The sequence below is a fragment of the Streptomyces sp. NPDC057302 genome (assembly GCF_042667685.1).
Classification (GTDB): domain Bacteria; phylum Actinomycetota; class Actinomycetes; order Streptomycetales; family Streptomycetaceae; genus Streptomyces.
In genome coordinates this window covers 1-17,233 of the sequence record NZ_JBHUZJ010000071.1, presented here as the reverse complement: position 1 = coordinate 17,233, position 17,233 = coordinate 1, and the positions used below count along the sequence as shown (strand labels likewise).

Sequence of the window (17,233 nt, the reverse complement as noted above, 5' to 3'; positions counted from 1 at the left end):
GCGACGCGGCTTCCGCCCTTGCGAGGAGGGGTCCCCTTTGTTGGAGATCAGCGTGGAGAACGGTGAACCGCGGGCGTCGTTGACCACGGCGCGACACCTGCCGACCCAGGACCGCAGCGCACCACCGCAGCAGGGCGCCAGGCCCGCCGAGCCCGCCGACTTCTGCGACCTCGTCACCGTCCCGGCCCGTCAGGGCCTCGAAGCGGTCGACATCCTGCGCCGCGGCGCGGGCGACGCCGTCGGCCCCGTCCTGCACGACGGGAGCTGCGACACCCTCGGCTTCCTGGTGCCGCCCGGCACCGCCGACGCCTGGGACCTGCCGGGCAGCGCGTGTACGCAGACCTTCGGCCGCGGCTCGCGGCCGCACGCCGAGCCGGAGCCCGTCCCGCCGCCGCCCCCGGTCGCGGGGACCGGCTGGCTGCTGCCCCCCGGCGAGAGCGAGCCGGTCACCGACCCCGACGTTCTGCGCGCGGCGCTCGGCCAGGCGGCCCGCACGATCGAGGCCGCCGACAACTGCCGCTGAGGCCGCGGTGGGGCGGCGCCCCAAGGTCATCGGGCCGGGCCGTCCGCGTACGCCGATAATGGTTCGATGGCAAGGAACAGGCGATCCCGGGAAGAGGCGCAAGCCGTCGTCGAGAAGGTGGACGGCGGGCTCGCCGAGCTGATGCCCGACCGGGACCGGGCGCGCGCGTGGACGCTGCTCGTGGACGGCGCCCCGCAGTCCCATGTCGACCTCGACGACCCGGCGTATCTGGACTTCGAGTACCAGCGCAGGCTCGGCCACGTCGCCGACCTGGTGGCGCCGGCCGGCAAGCCGATCCAGGCCCTGCACCTCGGCGGCGGCGCCTTCACCCTCGCCCGCTACATAGCCGCGACCCGGCCGCGCTCCACCCAGCAGGTCATCGAGCGCGACACCGCGCTCATCCAACTCGTCCGCCGCGAACTGCCCCTGGACCCGCAGGCCCGGGTCCGTGTGCGCGGTACGGACGCCCGCGAAGGGCTCGCGAAGATCGCGGACGGCTGGGCGGACCTCGTCATCGCCGATGTGTTCAGCGGCGCCCGCACCCCAGCTCACCTCACCAGCGCCGAGTTCCTCGGTGACGTACGCAGGGTCCTGAAGCCCGGCGGTCTCTACGCGGCGAATCTCGCCGACGGGCCGCCGCTCGCGCATCTGCGCGGCCAGCTCGCCACCGCCGCCGCGCTCTTCCCGGAGCTCGCACTCATCGCCGACCCGGCCGTACTGCGCGGCAAGCGCTTCGGCAACGCGGTGCTCGTCGGCTCCGACGCGGCGCTGCCGGTCGCCGAGCTGACCCGGCGCAGCGCGGGGGACTCGCATCCGGCCCGGGTCGAGCACGGGCGGGCGCTCGTCGACTTCAGCGGGGGAGCGGTGGCGGTCACGGACGCGAGCGCGGTGGCGTCACCGGCGCCGCCGCCTTCGGTGTTCCGCTGAATCGGCCGGGCGTCAGTATGTGTTGATCTCGACCACCGGGGCGTGGTCGTGCCAGGTGCAGAACACCGAGACCTTGTCGGCGCCCGACGTGAACTCCACCCGGATCCAGGTGTCCTGCTTCCACACCTGCACCGACCAGCCCGCCGCCGGGGTCGCGGAGACCAGCGTCGCGGAGTCCTTGCCGAGGTCGAAGACGACCCGGCCGCCGTCGGAGGAGTAGCTCTTCACGTTGCCCGGAGTGGAGGAGGGCTCGGCGGGGGCGCTTGGCTTGCCCGTGCTCGTCTTGGACGGCTTGCTCTCGGGGGGCTTCGCGGTCTTCGAGGGGTCCTTCGACTTCGACCGTGAGGGGGTCGGCGTCGGATCGGGGCGGTGCGTGGAGGACGAGAGCGGCTCGGCGACGTCGCCGTCGGCGGCCAGCGGGACGGCGCGCGGCGGGTCGTAGGCGGTGCCCGCCATGACCGTGTGGACACCCCACCAGGAGAGCGTGACCGCCGCGCCCGTGGCGAGCGACCAGGCTATTGCGTGTATGAGTCCTCTGCGCATCGCGAGCCATACTGCACCACGGGACCCGCCGGTGTCGCCGGTCTCCCGGGAGGACCGGGGTCACTCGTATGGCGTACGGTGCCGCCCATGGCAAGTGTGCTCGTCGTCGAGGATGACCAGTTCGTACGCTCCGCTCTCATCCGGCATCTGACCGAGGCATCGCACACCGTGCGCAGCGTCGGCACCGCCCTTGAGGCGCTGCGCGAAGTGGCCCATTTCCGTTTCGACGTGGTGATCCTGGACCTCGGTCTGCCCGATCTGGACGGTTCCGAGGCATTGAAGATGCTCCGCGGGATCACCGACGTCCCCGTGATCATCGCCACCGCGCGTGACGACGAGACCGAGATCGTCAGGCTCCTGAACGACGGCGCCGACGACTACCTGACCAAGCCGTTCTCCGTCGAGCACCTGTCGGCGCGGATGGCCGCCGTCCTGCGCCGCTCGCGCGTATCGGCGGGCGAAGCCCCGCCGAGCCGGGAGCTACGGGTCGGTGGGCTCGCCATCGACCCGTTGCGCCGCCAGGCGGAGCTGGACGGCGCGCGGCTCGATCTGACGCGGCGCGAGTTCGACCTGCTGGCCTTCCTCGCCGGGCGCCCCGGCGTCGTCGTACCGCGTAAGGAGCTGCTCGCCGAGGTGTGGCAGCAGAGTTACGGCGACGATCAGACCATCGACGTCCATCTGTCGTGGCTGCGCAGGAAGTTGGGCGAAACGGCCGCACGGCCGCGCTATCTGCACACGCTGCGGGGTGTCGGCGTCAAGCTGGAGCCACCGCAGTGAGGTGGGCACTGGTCAAGGTGTGCCTCGCCGTCACGACGATGGTCGTGGTGGCCTTCGCGGTGCCGCTCGGGCTCGTCATCCAGGAGATGGCGCGTGACCGGGCCTTCTCGAACGCCGAACGGCACGCGGCCGGCATGGGCCCCACGCTCTCCATCACCACCGACCGCGACCAGCTGACGCGGGCCGTCGCCACCTCCGAGGCGGGCGGCGAGGGACGGATGGCCGTGTACGTACCGGCCGTCGACAAGGCACCCGCCCTGGAGATCGGCGACCGGCGGGCGGACCCGCACGCGGTGGAGACCACACGCAAGGAGGGCCGGGCGCGGACCGCCACGGTCGAGGGCGGCTTCGCGCTGCTCCAGCCGACGGCCCTGAGCTCCACCCAGATCGCCGTGGTCGAGATCTTCGTGCCCGAGGGCGAGGTCAGCAACGGCGTGACCACGGCGTGGCTGGTGCTCGCCGGTGTCGGCGTCGCGCTGATCATCGGGTCCGTGGCGGTGGCGGACCGGCTCGGCGTACGCATGGTGCAGCCCGCCAAGCGGCTGGTGGGCGCGGCGCAGTCCCTGGGGGAGGGGAAGCTGGGGGCGCGGGTGCCGGAGGAAGGCCCGACGGAACTGCGCCTGGCCGCGGTGGCGTTCAACTCGATGGCGGACCAGGTGGTGCAACTCCTCGCCAACGAGCGGGAGTTGGCGGCCGACCTCTCGCATCGCCTGCGCACCCCGCTGACGGTGCTGCGGCTCAACGCGGCGTCCCTGGGGGACGGTCCGGCGGCCGAGCAGACCCGTATCGCGGTGGAGAAGCTGGAGCGCGAGGTCGACACGATCATCCGTACGGCACGGGACGCCAAGCCCCAGACCGCCGCGGTCGGCCCCGGCGCGGGCTGCGACGCCTCCGAGGTGATCCAGGAGCGCATGGCCTTCTGGTCGGCGCTCGCGGAGGACGAGGGGCGCGAGGTGCGGGTCGCCGGGGTGGAGCGGCCGGTGTGGATCCCGGTGGCACGCCCCGAACTCGTCGCCTCCCTGGACGCGTTGCTGGGCAACGTCTTCCGGCACACGCGGGAGGGGGCGGCGTTCGCGGTGGACGTGCACAGTGGCGAGGACGCGGTGATCGTCCTGGTGTCGGACGCGGGGGGCGGGATCGCCGATCCCGAGGCCGCGTTGGCGCGGGGCGCGGGGTCGGGGGCCGATGGGTCCACCGGCCTGGGGCTGGACATCGTCCGGCAGCTCGCGGAGTCCTGCGGCGGGGATGTCCGCATCGGGCGGTCCGTGCTCGGCGGGACCGAGGTCCGCATCTGGATCCAGCTGGACGGTCGTCGGCCTGTTGCCGGAGGGCGTGGGCACGGGGGTTCCGTACGCCGCCGCAAGCGCACCCCTAGCGTGCGCTAGGCCTTGGCGGGGAAGGCACTGCTCCAAGCCGCCGCTTCGCGGCGAGTCTTTCCCGCCCACCCACCCGATACCCCGCGGGACCCCGTGGGGTGTGGGATGTGAGGGATCGGGTGGGTGGGGTGGGGAGCGAACCCCGCCCCCACCATTAACCGCCCCCGATCGCTCCCTTAAGCCCGCCCTAAGATCCAGTGCAGAGCCCCAATTGCCCGCAATGTCCTGCCGCCGCGAGGCTAACGTGCTGACGCACCCCCACCCCCCACGCACAGCTAAGGCAGGCACGCGATGAGCAGCACGCATCGGCGCACGGTGAGCACCACGTCCAAGGTCATGGGCGGGCTCGCAGCCGCCGCCCTCGTCGGGGGCGGCGCCTTCGCCTTCTCCGGGACGGCCCTGGCCAGCAAGGCTCCCGCCGAGGACACCGCCAAGGCCGCCGGCAGCGCCAAGTTCGCCCCGTTCGTGGACACTTCGCTCGCCCCCGCCTACGACCTCGTCGACACCGCGGAGAAGACCGGCGTCAAGGAGTTCACCCTCGCCTTCATCACCTCGGGCGGCAGCTGCGAGCCCCTGTGGGGCGGCACCACCGGGCTCGACGACGACAAGGTCGCCTCGCAGATCGAGGCGCTGCGGGCCAAGGGCGGCGACGTACGCGTGTCCTTCGGTGGCGCGGCGGGCTCGGAGCTGGGCCTCAAGTGCAACAGCGCCGACGAGCTTGCCAAGGCGTACGGCAAGGTCATCGACAAGTACAAGCTGACGAAGGTCGACTTCGACATCGAGGGCGCCGCCCTCCCCGAGACCGCCGCCAACACCCGCCGCGCGCAGGCCATCGCGCAGCTGCAGAAGGACCACGAGGGCCTGGACGTCTCGTTCACGCTGCCCGTCATGCCCGAGGGCCTGACCCAGCCGGGCGTCGACCTCGTCGCCGACGCCAAGAAGAACGGCGTGAAGGTCTCCGCCGTCAACATCATGGCGATGGACTACGGCCCCTCCTACAGCGGTGACATGGGTCAGTACGCCATCGACGCCGCGACCGCCACGCAGAAGCAGATCAAGGGAGCCCTCGACCTCTCCGACGAGGCGGCCTGGAAGGCCGTCGCGGTCACCCCGATGATCGGCGTGAACGACGTCACCACCGAGGTCTTCAAGGTCGACGACGCCACGCAGCTGGTGAAGTTCGCCGAGGAGAAGGGCCTGGGCTGGCTGGCCATGTGGTCCTCGACCCGCGACAAGGCCTGTGAGGGCGGCGCCAACAACGGTGCGCAGCCCACCTGTTCGTCGATCGAGCAGGAGCCGCTCGCCTTCACCAAGGCGTTCGCCGCCTTCAAGTAGCGGCCCCGGAAGGCCCCCCGTAACCACCGCCCCCCACGGCGCCTCGACCGGCATCCCCCCACCCGGTCGGGGCGCCATTCATGCTCAGGCCTTGCTCGCCTGCCACTCCGACGCGTAGTCGTTGAAGATCGCCCGCAGATGGTGGCCGATCTTCAGGTAGTCCAGGTCGTCCAGGTTGGCCAGGGACACCCGCACCGACCACTCGGGGCCCTCGAACCCGCCGCCGTTCAGCAGCACCACATGGGTCTGCTCGGCGAGCCGGAACAGCGGGTCGACCGGCTCGTAGTTCTTCTCCAGGAAGTCGGCGAAGTCCTTGCCGTGGACGCGTTCCGCCTCGGCGAGCAGATCGAGCTCGATGTAGTAGCCCGCTCGCTTGGGGTCGTCCGAGATCTTCATCTCGGCGCCTTCCAGGAGGAGTTCGAGCCGCTGCTGCACGATCGCGCGGATGCGCCGCTTGTAGGCCTGTCCCTCCTCCAGCATGTCGAAGAGGGAGAAGAGGACCATGACCATCTGCTGCGGGAGCGAGAGCCCCGAGGTGTGGTTCAGCGCCACCTGGCGCGAGTCGGCCACCAGCCGGTCGATGAACTTGATCTTCTCGGGCTCCAGCGTGAGCGTCCCGTACCGCTTGGCGAGCCGGTCCTTGTCGGCCTGCGGGAGCGCCGCGATCAACTCGTCGATGACGTTGTCGTCGTGCAGGCCGATGACGCCGAGCCGCCAGCCGGTGGCCCCGTAGTGCTTGGAGTACGAGTAGACGAGCAGCGTGTTGCGCGGCAGGTCGGCGGCGATGGAGCGGAACCCCTCGACGAACGTGCCGTACACGTCGTCCGTCACGATCAGCAGGTTCGGGTTGGAGGAGGCGACGATGTCCTTGATCTGGTTCGCCACCCGCTGACTCAGCGCGAGGGAGGGCGGGTTGGAGGGATTGACCAGGCACACCATCTTGATGGCCGGGTCCGCGAGCTTGGCGACCTCCTCCTCCGGGTAGCGCCACTCCCGCACGCCCGCCTCGGTGAACTTGCTGGCCTGGACGTACGTCACGTCGAACTCGTACGTGTCGAGCTCGGGGATCTCGATGTACGGCGTGAACACCGGCACCATCAGGGCGATCTTGTCGCCCTTGTGCAGGATGCCGTTCTTCATGAGCGAGTCGAAGATGTAGCACATCGCCGCCGTGCCGCCCTCGGTGGCGAAGAGCGAGAGGTTGTCGGCGGGCGGCTTCTTGTCGAACATCTCGTCGGCGACATAGCCGCGCACGATCTTCTCCGCGTGCTTCAGCATCCGGTCCGGGACCGGGTAGTTGTCGCCGACGGAGCTGTCCGTCAGCTCGTGGACGAAGTCGTCCCGGTCGAAGCCGAAGCGCTCGACGGCGTACTCGACGCACTTCTGGAGCAGCTCGATGCCGGGCAGGTCCGGGTGCTGGCGTACGAAGGTGTCGAAGCGGGCGCCCGATCCCTCCTTCTCCGGCATGCCGCCGAGGTCGTCGGCGGTCCAGACGCGGCGGGACTCGGAGAGGGCGAAGTAGCCGAGCGCGTAGAACGCCTCGCGCGGTCCGGTGGCGATCCAGTTCGGGTTGCCGCGGCCCGCGTTGAGCATCTGCGGGATGGACTTCTCCTTCTGGCCCGGCTTGTCGGCCTGCACCGCCTGGGCGATCTGGATGAACTTGTCCTTCAGCTCGAAGGGGCTGAGCTGGGCGAACGACTGGATTTCCGCGCGGGTGAAGGTGGTCTTGGGCACGGCTCATTCCTCACGTCAGTGGTGGAGGCCTCAGTGGTGGAGACCTCAGTGGTGCAGCAGGACGATGACGGCGCCCCAGATGGTCAGGAGCACATTGCTGATGGCGTACGGGATCGTGTAGCCGAGCGTCGGGATCTGGGACCTGGACGTCTCGTTGATCGCGCCGATCGCCGCGGTGGTCGTCTGGCCGCCCGCGAGCACTCCCATCAGGATCGGGAAGCGGATCTTCTGCACGTAATGCCCGAAGAGGAAGCCGACGAGCAGCGGGATCAGCGTGGCGATCGCGCCGAACAGCAGCAGTCCCCAGCCCGCCGTCGCGAGGCCCGAGGTGAAGCTGGGCCCGGCGTTGATGCCGACGACCGCGACGAAGAGGCAGAGCCCGAGGGTGTCCATGAACCACTGGGCGCCGGGCGGCACGTTCCCGTACGTCGGGTACCTGCCGCGGATCCACCCGAAGACGAGCCCCATGATCAGCGCGCCGCCGGACGTGGAGAGCGAGATCGGCACGCCGCCCGCGGTGAGCGCCGGGATGCCGATGCAGCCGCCGAGGAAGATGCCGAGGCCCACCCAGATCATGTCGGTGGCGAAGGACGTCGGCACGGGCTTGCCGAGCGCCTTGCCCGCCGGGTCCACCAGGCGCTTGGGTCCCGTGAGGATCAGGGTGTCGCCGCGCTCCAGCTTCGTGGAGAGGCGGTAGGGGAACTCCGAGCCCGAGCGGTACAGCTTGTCGATGTAGACGCCGACCATGAACGGCTCGCGGCGCAGGTCGCCGATCGTCTTGCCGAGCTGGGACTTGTCGGAGGCCACGACGTGCAGCGACTCGGTCTGGTAGCCGAGGAGTTCGACGTCGTCGGTCTCGGTGCCGATGTGCGTACGCGGGTCGAACTCGACGAGCGAGCCGCGCAGCGCGCTCAGCGCGACGACGTCTCCCTCGCGCAGCGCGGTCTGCTGGTCGTGGTCGAGGATGTTCCCCTCCCTGCGTACGCGCGTGATGTAGACCCGGCGGCCCAGCTCGCGCTGCTGGTTCTCGAAGTCCTCGATGGTGCGGCCCGCGAGGTCGGGGCGCTGGATGGTGTAGGCGCGCAGGACGACCTCGTAGTAGCCCTCGGCCAGGTCGGGGTTGTCGCCGGGGGCGTCCAACTCCTTGGCCAGGGCGGCGGATTCGACCGCCAGGTCGCGGCGGTAGATCTTGGGCAGGACGTTGGCGAGCAGCATCGCGCACAGGATCGTGCCGAGGGGGTAGGTCACCGCGTACCCGATGGCGACCAGGTTCGACTCGCTCTTGACCTGCGCGGAGCTGAGCCCCGGCAGGTTGGAGATCGCGTCGCCCGCGACACCGATGACGGCGGACTGGGTGAGCGCCCCGCCGAGCAGGCCCGCCGAGAGCCCCGGCCCGTAGCCGAGCATCGAGGCGAAGGCCCAGCAGACGAGCAGCCCCGTCACACAGACCACGACCGCGTTGAGCACCTGCGGAAGGCCGTCCTTCTTCAGGCCGCGGAAGAACTGCGGGCCGACCTTGTAGCCGAGGGCGAAGAGGAACATCGTGAAGAAGAGGTTCTTCACGGTCCCGTCGATCTCGACCTTGAACTGCGCCCCCAGCAGCAGCCCCGCGATGAGACAGCCGGTGACGGCGCCGAGCCCGATCGCCTTCCAGCGCAGCTTCCCGAAGAGGAAACCGATGGCCACGGTGATGAAGACGAGCAGCTCGGGGTGGGGCTGGAAGATGTTCCGGTTGAGGAAGTCGATCATTTCTTACCCTCCGGGGGTGCTGTCTCAAGCACCGAGTACGCCGACGAGGATCGGCCCGGTCAGGGGGAGCAGGAAGTTGGACAGTGCGTAGGTGATCGTGTAGCCGAGGAGCGGGACCGAGCTCTGGGCCACCTGGGTGACGGAGGTGATCGCCGGGGTCGAGCACTGCTGGCCGGCGATGGCACCGATGAGGAGCGGTTTCTCGATCTTCAGGAGCTTGCGCCCGACGATGAGCGAGATCGTCGCGGGTACGAGGACCATCGCGATCCCGGCGAACGGGAGCAGCACGCCGTACTCCTTGAGCAGCGGCCAGGCCTGCGGCCCCGACACGAGCCCCGTACAGGCGATGAAGATCGCCAGGCCCATGTCCTTGAGGGTGTTGGCGGCCTGCGGCGGGAACGCCCCGAAGGTCTGCTTGCGGGAGCGGAACCAGCCGAAGAGCAGCCCGGAGATCAGACAGCCGCCGCCCGTGCCCAGCGACATGGGCACGTCGCCGAAGTGCACGACGACCTGGCCGAGCAGGGAGCCGGCCGCGATGCCCAGACCCAGATAGATGAAGTCGGTGGCGTCGTTCTTGACGACGGCGCCGATCCTGGCGACCAGCTTGTTCAGCCCGGAGCGCGCACCCACCAGGGTGAGCACGTCCCCGCGGCGCACGGTGGTGCCGCCGGCCGCGGGCAGATGCTGATCGCCGCGCAGTACGTCGGTGACGTAGACGCCGTCCTTGATGAACTCCGGATGCTGCTGCTGGAGCTGGTCCACGCTCAGGCCGTCCGACGACTTCTCGGTGACGGCGACCTGGGCGGTGGCCAGCGGGGTGTCGACGCCGGGGATGCCGGGGGTCTCGGGGCCGATGAGGTGCCCGGACTCGATGACGTTGGCCCGGCGGCCGACCACCAGGACCATGTCGGAGAGGGTGAGGGCGAGGCCGGGCGCGGGTGTGAGCTGCTTGCTGCCGCGTTTGACGGCCTCGACGGTGACCCGGCCGTCGAGCTCGCTCTCCAGGTCGCCCACCGTCCTGCCGTCGGCCTCCGTCACCAGATAGGTGCGGCCGACCATGCCGGGCAGGGCCTGGCGCTCGTCGGACTCCAGGCCGCCGCCCGAGCCGCGCAGCTTCTCCCACAGTTCGCGCGAGGCGTCCCGCAGGTTGATGCGCAGCATCATCGGCATGATCTGGCTGGTGTAGAGCACGATCGTGATCAGGCCGAAGAGGTAGCAGACCGTGTACGCGGTGGCGACGTGCCCCTGGTACTGGGTGATCTGGTCCGGGGTGAGGCCGTCCAGCTTGCCGATGGCCTCGGTCGCCGTACCGACGACGGCCGACTCGGTGGCCGCGCCGGCCAGGATCCCCGCCGCGGTCCCGACGTCCAGGTCGAAGGCCTTGGCCAGGCCGAGCGCGATGCCCAGGACGCAGACGAGCTCGATCCCGCAGAGCACGAAGAAGCGCAGGCTCTCGCGGTTGAGGTTGGAGAAGAACTGGGGGCCCGCGAGATAGCCGAGGGCGAAGATGAAGAGCGCGAAGAAGATCGTCTTGACGTCGTCGGAGACGACGACCTTGGCCCAGGCGCCCAGCAGCAGCGAGACGATCAGGGTGCCGCAGATGCCGCCCAGGGTGATGGGGCCGACGCGCACCTTGCCCACCAGGTAGCCCAGGGCCAGGCAGATGAACAGCGCGAACTCGGGGTGGTCACGGAGTACGCCCACCGGCGCTCACCGTGCCTGATCTATTGCGATAAGTGGCATATGGGAAACCTAAGGAGCCGGGTGGCGGCGTGCCACTCGGCTCCTCGGCCCGGTTCCCCTCGGGTCAGCTCCGCGCGCCCTCCAGCGGCAGCTCACCGGCGGCCGCGACCGCCGCGTACCAATGGGCGCTGGACTTCGGGACGCGGGCCTGCGTCTCGTAGTCGACGTACACCGCGCCGAAGCGCTTGCCGTAGCCGTACGACCATTCGAAGTTGTCCAGCAGGGACCAGAGGTAGTAGCCGCGGACGTCGGCGCCGTCCGTGATGGCCCGGCGAACGGCCGCCAGGTGGCCGTGGAGGTAGGCGATGCGCTCGGGGTCGTGGACGCGGCCTTCGGCGTCGGGCTTGTCGTCGTAGGCCGCGCCGTTCTCGGTGACGTACAGCGGGAGGCCGGGGGCCTCCCGGGTGTAGCGCATGATCAGCTCGTGCAGCCCCGTCGGGTCGATGGTCCAGCCCATCTCGGTGCGGTCGCCCGGCGTCTGGTGGAAGGCCACGTCGTCGGAGGCGGGCCAGGGGGAGTGCTCGCTGGCGCCGTGCCCGTCGTTGCGCGCGTTCGCGGAGTCCTTCTGCGCGGCCGAGACGAGCGCGGGCGTGTAGTAGTTGAGGCCGAGCGCGTCCAGCGGCTGATGGGCGGCGGCCAGGTCGCCGTCGTGCACGAAGGACCAGTCGGTGACCCGGGCGGTGTCGGCGAACAGGTCAGCGGGGTAGGCGCCGTGCAGCATCGGGCCGTGGAAGACGCCGTTGGCGAGGTTGTCGATGCGGCGACGGGCGTCCTGGTCCTCGGGGCTGTCCGAAACGGCCCTGACCACCGAGGAGTTGAGGCTCACCGCCACCTTGGCGCGACTGGGCAGGGCGGCCCGCAGCGCCTGGGTGCCCAGGCCGTGCGCGAGGTTGAGGTGGTGCGCGGCCTGGAGCGCTGCCGCCGGGTCGGTGCGGCCGGGGGCGTGCACGCCGGAGCCGTACCCGAGGAAGGCGCTGCACCACGGCTCGTTGAGCGTGATCCACGACTCGACGCGGTCACCGAGCGCCTCGGCGACGAAGCCCGCGTACTCCGCGAACCGGTAGGCGGTCTCCCGCGTCGGCCAGCCGCCCGCGTCCTCCAGCTCCTGCGGCAGGTCCCAGTGGTAGAGCGTCAGGGCGGGCTTGATGCCCTTGGCAAGCAGTTCGTCGACGAGCCGCCGGTAGAAGTCGAGGCCGCGCTGGACGGCGGGCCCGCGTCCGGTGGGCTGCACCCGCGACCAGGAGACGGAGAAGCGGTAGGCGTCCAGACCGAGGTCCGCCATGAGCGCCACGTCGTCGCGGTAGCGGTGGTAGTGCTCGACGGCCACGTCACCGGTGTCGCCGTCGGCGGTCCTGCCGGGCGTGTGGCTGAAGGTGTCCCAGATGGAGGGGGTGCGGCCGTCTTCACGTACGGCGCCCTCGATCTGGTACGCGGACGTGGCCGCGCCCCAGAGGAAGTCGGCCGGAAAGGTAATGGGTTCAGGCATGGAAGCGCTCCCATGGGAAGGGGGACAGGGAAGAAGAGGGCGGACCGGTCGCCAGGGCCGAGGTGGCGGCGGCCCGGCCCTGGCGGGTGAGAGGTGGAGAGGCGGAGAGGTGTGCGAGACGTACGGGAGAGGAGTACGGCAGGCGGAAGCGGGTCTCAGCCCTTGACGGCGCCCTGCATGATGCCGCTCACGATCTGCTTGCCGAAGAGGATGAACGCCAGGAGCAGCGGCAGTGTGCCGAGCAGGGCGCCCGCCATGATCACCGCCCGGTCCGGGATGTAGCCCGTGCCGAGCGAGTTGAGCGCCACCTGCACGGTGGGGTTCGACTGGTTGAGCGCGATGATCGGCCAGAGGAAGTCGTTCCAGGCCATGACGAACGTCAGCAGACCGAGGACCGCCATCGCGGGCCGCGCCGCGGGGAACACCACGTGCCAGATGATCCGCAGGCTGCTCGCCCCGTCCATCCGCGCCGCCTCGATGAGCTCGCTCGGCAGCGCCTGGAGCAGGTACTGCCGCATGAAGAACACCCCGAAGGCGCTCACGAACGTCGGCAGGATCACCGCCTGGAGCTGGTTGGTCCACTGGAGGTCGGCGACCCACAGATAGAGCGGTACGACACTCAGCTGCGGCGGCACCATCATCGTGCCGATCGTCAGCAGGAGCAGCAGACCGCTGAACCTGAACTTCAGCTTGGCGAAGGCGAATCCGGCGATCGTGGAGAACAGGACGGTGCCGATGGTGATGCTGCCCGCCACGATCGTGGTGTTGAGCATCGCGTCGCCCAGGCTCGCCTCCGTCCAGGCCCGCTCCAGGTTCTTGAAGAGGTTCCCGCCGAACCACAGGGGCGGCGGGGTCTGGGCGAGCCGCCCGCTCGTGCGGGACGCGGCGATCGCCGTCCAGATCAGCGGAGCGAGGGAGACGGCCGTGAACAGCGTCAGGACGACGTACGTCACGGGCCCCGCGTGCATCGTGCGCCCGGCCTTGAGCCCCAGGGGGCGGCCCGACTTCGGGCTCGTCGCCACGGCGGTCGGCGGGTCCGCGGCGACGTCGGTCACCGGGCCCGCGGTGCGGGAGTTCATCGGTCCTTCCTCAGGCGTCGGGCGATCAGCAGATTGACCGCGGCGATGAGCAGCAGGATCACGAGCATCAGCCAGGCGACGGCCGATGCCCGGCCCAGATGGCCGTTGATCCAGCCCTGGTCGTACAGATAGAGACCCAGCGTCTGGAACTGGTGGTCCGCGCCGCCCTTGGACCCGGACGTGCCGCCGAACAGCAGCGGCTCACCGAAGAGCTGCGTCGCCCCGATGGTGGAGACGACGACCGTGAACAGGATCGTCGGACGCAGCATCGGGATCGTCACGTGCCGGAACTGCTGCCAGCGCGACGCCCCGTCGAGCGATGCCGACTCGTACAGATCGTGCGGCACGGCCTGCATCGCCGCCAGATAGATCAGCGCGTTGTAGCCGGTCCACCGCCACATGACGATCGAGGAGACCGCGAACTGCGAACCCCACGACGATTCACGCCAGTTGACGGGATCGATGCCGACGGACCCGATGACCCAGTTGACCATGCCGCCGTCCCACGCGAAGAGCAGCGTGAAGACCAGCGACGCGCTCGCCACCGATGTGGCGTACGGAGCGAGCATCGCCACGCGCCACAGGGTGGAGCCGCGCAGCTTGTAGTTGAGCAGATGCGCGACGCCCAGGGCGATGGCCAGTTGGGGGACGGTGGAGATGACGCCGATGGTGAAGGTGTTGCCGAGCGCGTTCCAGAAGTAGTCGCTCTGGAGCAGGTTGGTGTAGTTCTCCAGGCCCAGCCATGTGCTGTCGTCGAGGTTGGTCAGCTCCAGGCGGTGCAGCGAGGCCCAGCCCGTGTAGAGCAGCGGGAACAGGCCGAAGGCGCCGAAGAAGAGGAAGAAGGGGGCGACGAAGACGTACGGCGACGCCTTTATGTCCCAGCGGTACAGGCGGCTGCGCCACGAGGACGTGGGGGAGGCCTTGCGCCTCCCGGACGCGGCCGGGGCCGCGTCCCCCTCACCGGGGGACGCGGTCTCGGCGTACTCAGCGGTCTCGGACATGCGCGTCACTGTCCCAGAACATCCTTGATCTCCTTCTGAGCTGCCTCCCAGCCCTCAGCGGGAGACTTGCCCTGTTGCTCCACCTGGAGCACACCGATGTCCGTGATGGACTGGCCGATCTGGGCGTCCTTGATGCCGTAGATGGCCGAGGGGGTGTTCTTCGCGATGTCGGCGTAGATCTCCGTGATGGGCGCGTCGTTGAAGTACGCCTTGGTCGCGGGCGAGGGCTTCAGCGTGTCGTACGCCGACGGGGTGGAGGGGAAGCTGGCCTGCTTGGCGAAGACCTTCGCGAGCTGCTCGGGCTGGGTCAGCCAGACGGCGAGCTCGGTGGCCTCCTTCTTGTGCTTGCCCGCGCTCGGCACGCCGAGGAACGTGCCGCCCCAGTTGCCGTCCTCGGGGGCCTTGGCCATGTCCCACTGGCCCTTGCCCTCAGGGCCCGTCTTCTCCTGGATGTAGCCGGCCATCCACGCGGGGCAGGCCACGGTGGCGAACTTGGCGTTGGCGAAGCCCTGGTCCCACGTCGGGTCGAACTGCTTGAGCTTGGAGGACATGTCGCCCTGCGCGACCTTCATCGCCGCGTCCCAGGCGTCCTTGCGGCCCTGGGAGTCCTCGTAGATCTCCTTGCCGCTCTTGTCGTAGTAGCGCTCCTTCGCGCCGGCGAAGACCGCGTTGTAGACACTGGAGGCGGAGTCGACGAACTTGGTGCCGTCCGGGGCCTTCTTCATGTACTTGTCGCCCAGCGCGACGTACTTGTCCCAGTCGCCGGCCCAGGCCTTCGCGAGCTCCTCGCGGTCGGTGGGCAGACCGGCCTTCTTGAAGAGGTCCTTGCGGTAACAGAGCGCCGTCGGGCCGATGTCGACGCCGAGGCCGACCGTCTTGCCGTCCTCCGTCGTGGCCTGCTTCCACTTCCAGTCGAGGTACGTGGACTTGTCCACGCCCTTGGCCTTGCTCAGGTCCTCGAACTTGGCGCCCTGGGTCTGCACGACCTCGGTGATGTTGCTGACCTCGATGGCGGCGACGTCGTTCACGCCCGCGCCCGACTGGAGCTGGGTCAGGAGCTTGGGGTAGTAGGCGTCGTTGCGCTCGATGACGTTTTCTTTGATCTTGATGTTCGGGTGTGACTTCTCGTACTCGGCGTAGAGACCTGCCTGCTTCAGGCCGAGCACGCCGAACGTGCCCACATTGAGGGTGACCTTGCCGTCGCCGCCCTCCGAGCCGCTGTCGTCGTCGCTGGAACATCCGGCCAGCAGGCCCGTGGCCAGCGCGGCCACGGCCGCGATAGCCACCAGACGGTGTGGTCGGCGGGTACTCGTGCGCATCTCGTCCTCCTGTTGCCTGACGTGCCGACCCCCCGGCCAACTGCGCTTCTTGCCCCGTTGTTTGACTCTTCGGCTCGGGCGGGGAACGTGCGGGTTGTGTACGTGTCAGGTAGTGTGGGAGCGCTCCCACAAGTGATGAGTTGAAGAGTCGTGGCTGGGGGCGGGGGTGTCAAGGGACCGGACAGAGAGATATGTCTTCAGTTATCGGGCTGTTACGAGGACGACGCTCGCGCCGTTACGGGGACCCTCACACGTTCGGCCCATCGGCCCGGCGATGATCAGGCTGTTACATTCCTCTACATTCCTCGCCGGGGGAAGTGCGACGGGAGGCGGACAATGGCAGCTCACGGTGCGCGCGGACGCGGTGGCGGGCGACCGACCCTGGAGGAGGTCGCCGCGAGGGCGGGAGTGGGCCGCGGCACGGTCTCCCGGGTGATCAACGGCTCGCCGCGGGTGAGCGAGGCGACCCGGACGGCGGTCGAGGCCGCCGTCGCGGAGCTCGGCTATGTTCCGAACACGGCGGCCCGTGCCCTCGCCGCCAACCGCACGGACGCCATCGCCCTGGTCGTGCCCGAGCCGGAGACCCGCTTCTTCGCCGAGCCGTACTTCTCCGACGTCCTGCGCGGGGTCGGCGCGGAGCTCGGCGAGACGGAGATGCAGCTCCTGCTGATCTTCGCCGGGAACGACCGCAGGCGTCAGCGCCTGGCCCAGTACCTCGCGGCCCACCGGGTCGACGGGGTCCTGCTGGTCTCCGTCCACGCCGACGATCCGCTGCCGGACCTCCTGGCCCAGCTGGAGATCCCCGCGGTGATCAGCGGCCGCCGCTCGGCCGACGAGGCGCTGCCCTCCGTCGACTCCGACAACTTCGCGGGCGCCCACTCGGCGGTGGAGCACCTCCTGGCACGCGGCCGTACGCGGATAGCCACCATCACGGGCCGCCTGGACGTCTACGGCGCCCAGCGCCGCCTGGACGGGTACCGCGCGGCGCTCTCGGACGCGGGCCGCCCGGTGGACGAGCGGCTGATCGCACCCGGCGACTTCACGGAGGAGGGCGGCCGCCGTGCGATGACGGAGCTGCTCGCGGTCTGCCCCGAGGTCGACGCGGTGTTCGCGGGCTCGGACGTGATGGCGGCGGGCGCCCGCCAGGTCCTGCGGGAGGCCGGGCGCCGGATACCGGACGACGTGGCGCTCGTCGGCTTCGACGACTCGGCGATCGCCCGCCACATGGACCCGCCCCTGACGAGCGTGCGCCAGCCGATCGAGGAGATGGGCCGGGCGATGATCGACCTGCTGCTCGCCGAGATCGCGGACGACCGCCCGGCCTCCGCCCGCCGCCTGGAACACCGCCAACTGGTGCTGCCGACGGAGCTGGTGGAGCGGGCGTCGTCCTGAAGTCTCTGCGGGCCGCCGACGCGGGAGGCAACCGACGGCCCTTGCGCCCCGGATTCCCGTGCCGACACGGGCCCCACGGAGCGCCACACGCACTCTGCACCCGGCCCGCGCGGGAGGGAAGGGTGCGCGCGGGGCGGGTGCGGGGGCGGCTTTCGCGCCCCGTGTGAGAGCACGGAAGCCGCCCCCACGTACCTAGGGCGCCGAACATGAAAGCCGAACATGAAAAAGGCCCGGTCCGCTTTCGCGGAC

The 17,233-nt window shown here is 69.9% G+C and carries 13 protein-coding genes and 1 pseudogene; 6 read left to right on the top strand and 8 right to left on the bottom strand.

Annotated features, from left to right (window positions below; all coding sequences use genetic code 11):
* The first annotated feature begins 37 nt into the window (after positions 1-37).
* Both ACFUPX_RS34200 and ACFUPX_RS34195 read left to right on the top strand, forming a co-directional pair.
* Positions 38-523 (top strand): hypothetical protein, encoded by a 486-nt coding sequence (locus ACFUPX_RS34200; RefSeq protein ID WP_383331761.1) that lies wholly within the window; start codon positions 38-40, stop codon positions 521-523.
* A gap of 66 nt (positions 524-589) precedes the next feature.
* Complete coding sequence (locus ACFUPX_RS34195; protein ID WP_383331759.1) at positions 590-1,450, top strand: spermidine synthase; 861 nt, start codon at positions 590-592, stop codon at positions 1,448-1,450.
* Positions 1,451-1,462: 12 nt separating this feature from the next.
* Here ACFUPX_RS34195 and ACFUPX_RS34190 read toward each other — a convergent pair whose 3' ends face one another.
* Positions 1,463-1,993, bottom strand: coding sequence for a hypothetical protein (locus ACFUPX_RS34190; RefSeq protein WP_383331757.1), 531 nt, complete (start codon positions 1,991-1,993; stop codon positions 1,463-1,465).
* Between the two features lie 87 nt (positions 1,994-2,080).
* On the opposite strand from ACFUPX_RS34190, the gene ACFUPX_RS34185 reads away from it, so the two are divergent.
* From ACFUPX_RS34185 to ACFUPX_RS34175, 3 genes and pseudogenes are all read left to right on the top strand, one after another.
* On the top strand, positions 2,081-2,770 hold the full coding sequence (locus ACFUPX_RS34185; RefSeq protein WP_383331755.1) for a response regulator transcription factor: 690 nt from the start codon (positions 2,081-2,083) through the stop codon (positions 2,768-2,770).
* The gene (locus ACFUPX_RS34180) at positions 2,767-4,155 is read left to right on the top strand and encodes a sensor histidine kinase (protein WP_383331753.1); all 1,389 of its coding nucleotides are present in this window, start codon (positions 2,767-2,769) and stop codon (positions 4,153-4,155) included. Before ACFUPX_RS34185 ends, ACFUPX_RS34180 begins: the two co-directional genes overlap by 4 nt.
* A gap of 349 nt (positions 4,156-4,504) precedes the next feature.
* Positions 4,505-5,481 (top strand): annotated as a pseudogene (locus ACFUPX_RS34175) (chitinase); the annotation flags it as partial.
* Between the two features lie 84 nt (positions 5,482-5,565).
* Here the strand turns inward: ACFUPX_RS34175 and ACFUPX_RS34170 are convergent.
* The 7 genes from ACFUPX_RS34170 to ACFUPX_RS34140 all read right to left on the bottom strand — a co-directional run bounded on the left by ACFUPX_RS34170 (position 5,566) and on the right by ACFUPX_RS34140 (position 15,592).
* Complete coding sequence (locus tag ACFUPX_RS34170; protein ID WP_383331751.1) at positions 5,566-7,215, bottom strand: bifunctional aspartate transaminase/aspartate 4-decarboxylase; 1,650 nt, start codon at positions 7,213-7,215, stop codon at positions 5,566-5,568.
* A 45-nt stretch (positions 7,216-7,260) separates the two neighbouring features.
* Positions 7,261-8,964, bottom strand: a complete 1,704-nt coding sequence (gene aspT / locus ACFUPX_RS34165; RefSeq protein ID WP_383331749.1) for an aspartate-alanine antiporter — start codon at positions 8,962-8,964, stop codon at positions 7,261-7,263.
* Between the two features lie 24 nt (positions 8,965-8,988).
* A complete protein-coding gene (aspT, locus tag ACFUPX_RS34160; RefSeq protein WP_383331747.1) occupies positions 8,989-10,668 on the bottom strand; it encodes an aspartate-alanine antiporter in 1,680 nt (559 codons plus the stop codon).
* A 103-nt stretch (positions 10,669-10,771) separates the two neighbouring features.
* Positions 10,772-12,193, bottom strand: coding sequence for a GH1 family beta-glucosidase (locus tag ACFUPX_RS34155; protein WP_383331745.1), 1,422 nt, complete (start codon positions 12,191-12,193; stop codon positions 10,772-10,774).
* A 155-nt stretch (positions 12,194-12,348) separates the two neighbouring features.
* Entirely contained in the window at positions 12,349-13,161 is an 813-nt protein-coding gene (locus ACFUPX_RS34150; protein ID WP_383331815.1) for a carbohydrate ABC transporter permease, read from the bottom strand.
* Between the two features lie 107 nt (positions 13,162-13,268).
* Entirely contained in the window at positions 13,269-14,273 is a 1,005-nt protein-coding gene (locus ACFUPX_RS34145; protein WP_383331743.1) for a carbohydrate ABC transporter permease, read from the bottom strand.
* Positions 14,274-14,278: 5 nt separating this feature from the next.
* Positions 14,279-15,592, bottom strand: a complete 1,314-nt coding sequence (locus ACFUPX_RS34140; protein ID WP_383331741.1) for an ABC transporter substrate-binding protein — start codon at positions 15,590-15,592, stop codon at positions 14,279-14,281.
* A 336-nt stretch (positions 15,593-15,928) separates the two neighbouring features.
* Between ACFUPX_RS34140 and ACFUPX_RS34135 the strand changes: the two genes are divergently transcribed.
* A complete protein-coding gene (locus tag ACFUPX_RS34135) occupies positions 15,929-16,984 on the top strand; it encodes a LacI family DNA-binding transcriptional regulator (RefSeq protein ID WP_383331738.1) in 1,056 nt (351 codons plus the stop codon).
* Positions 16,985-17,233 lie beyond the last annotated feature (249 nt).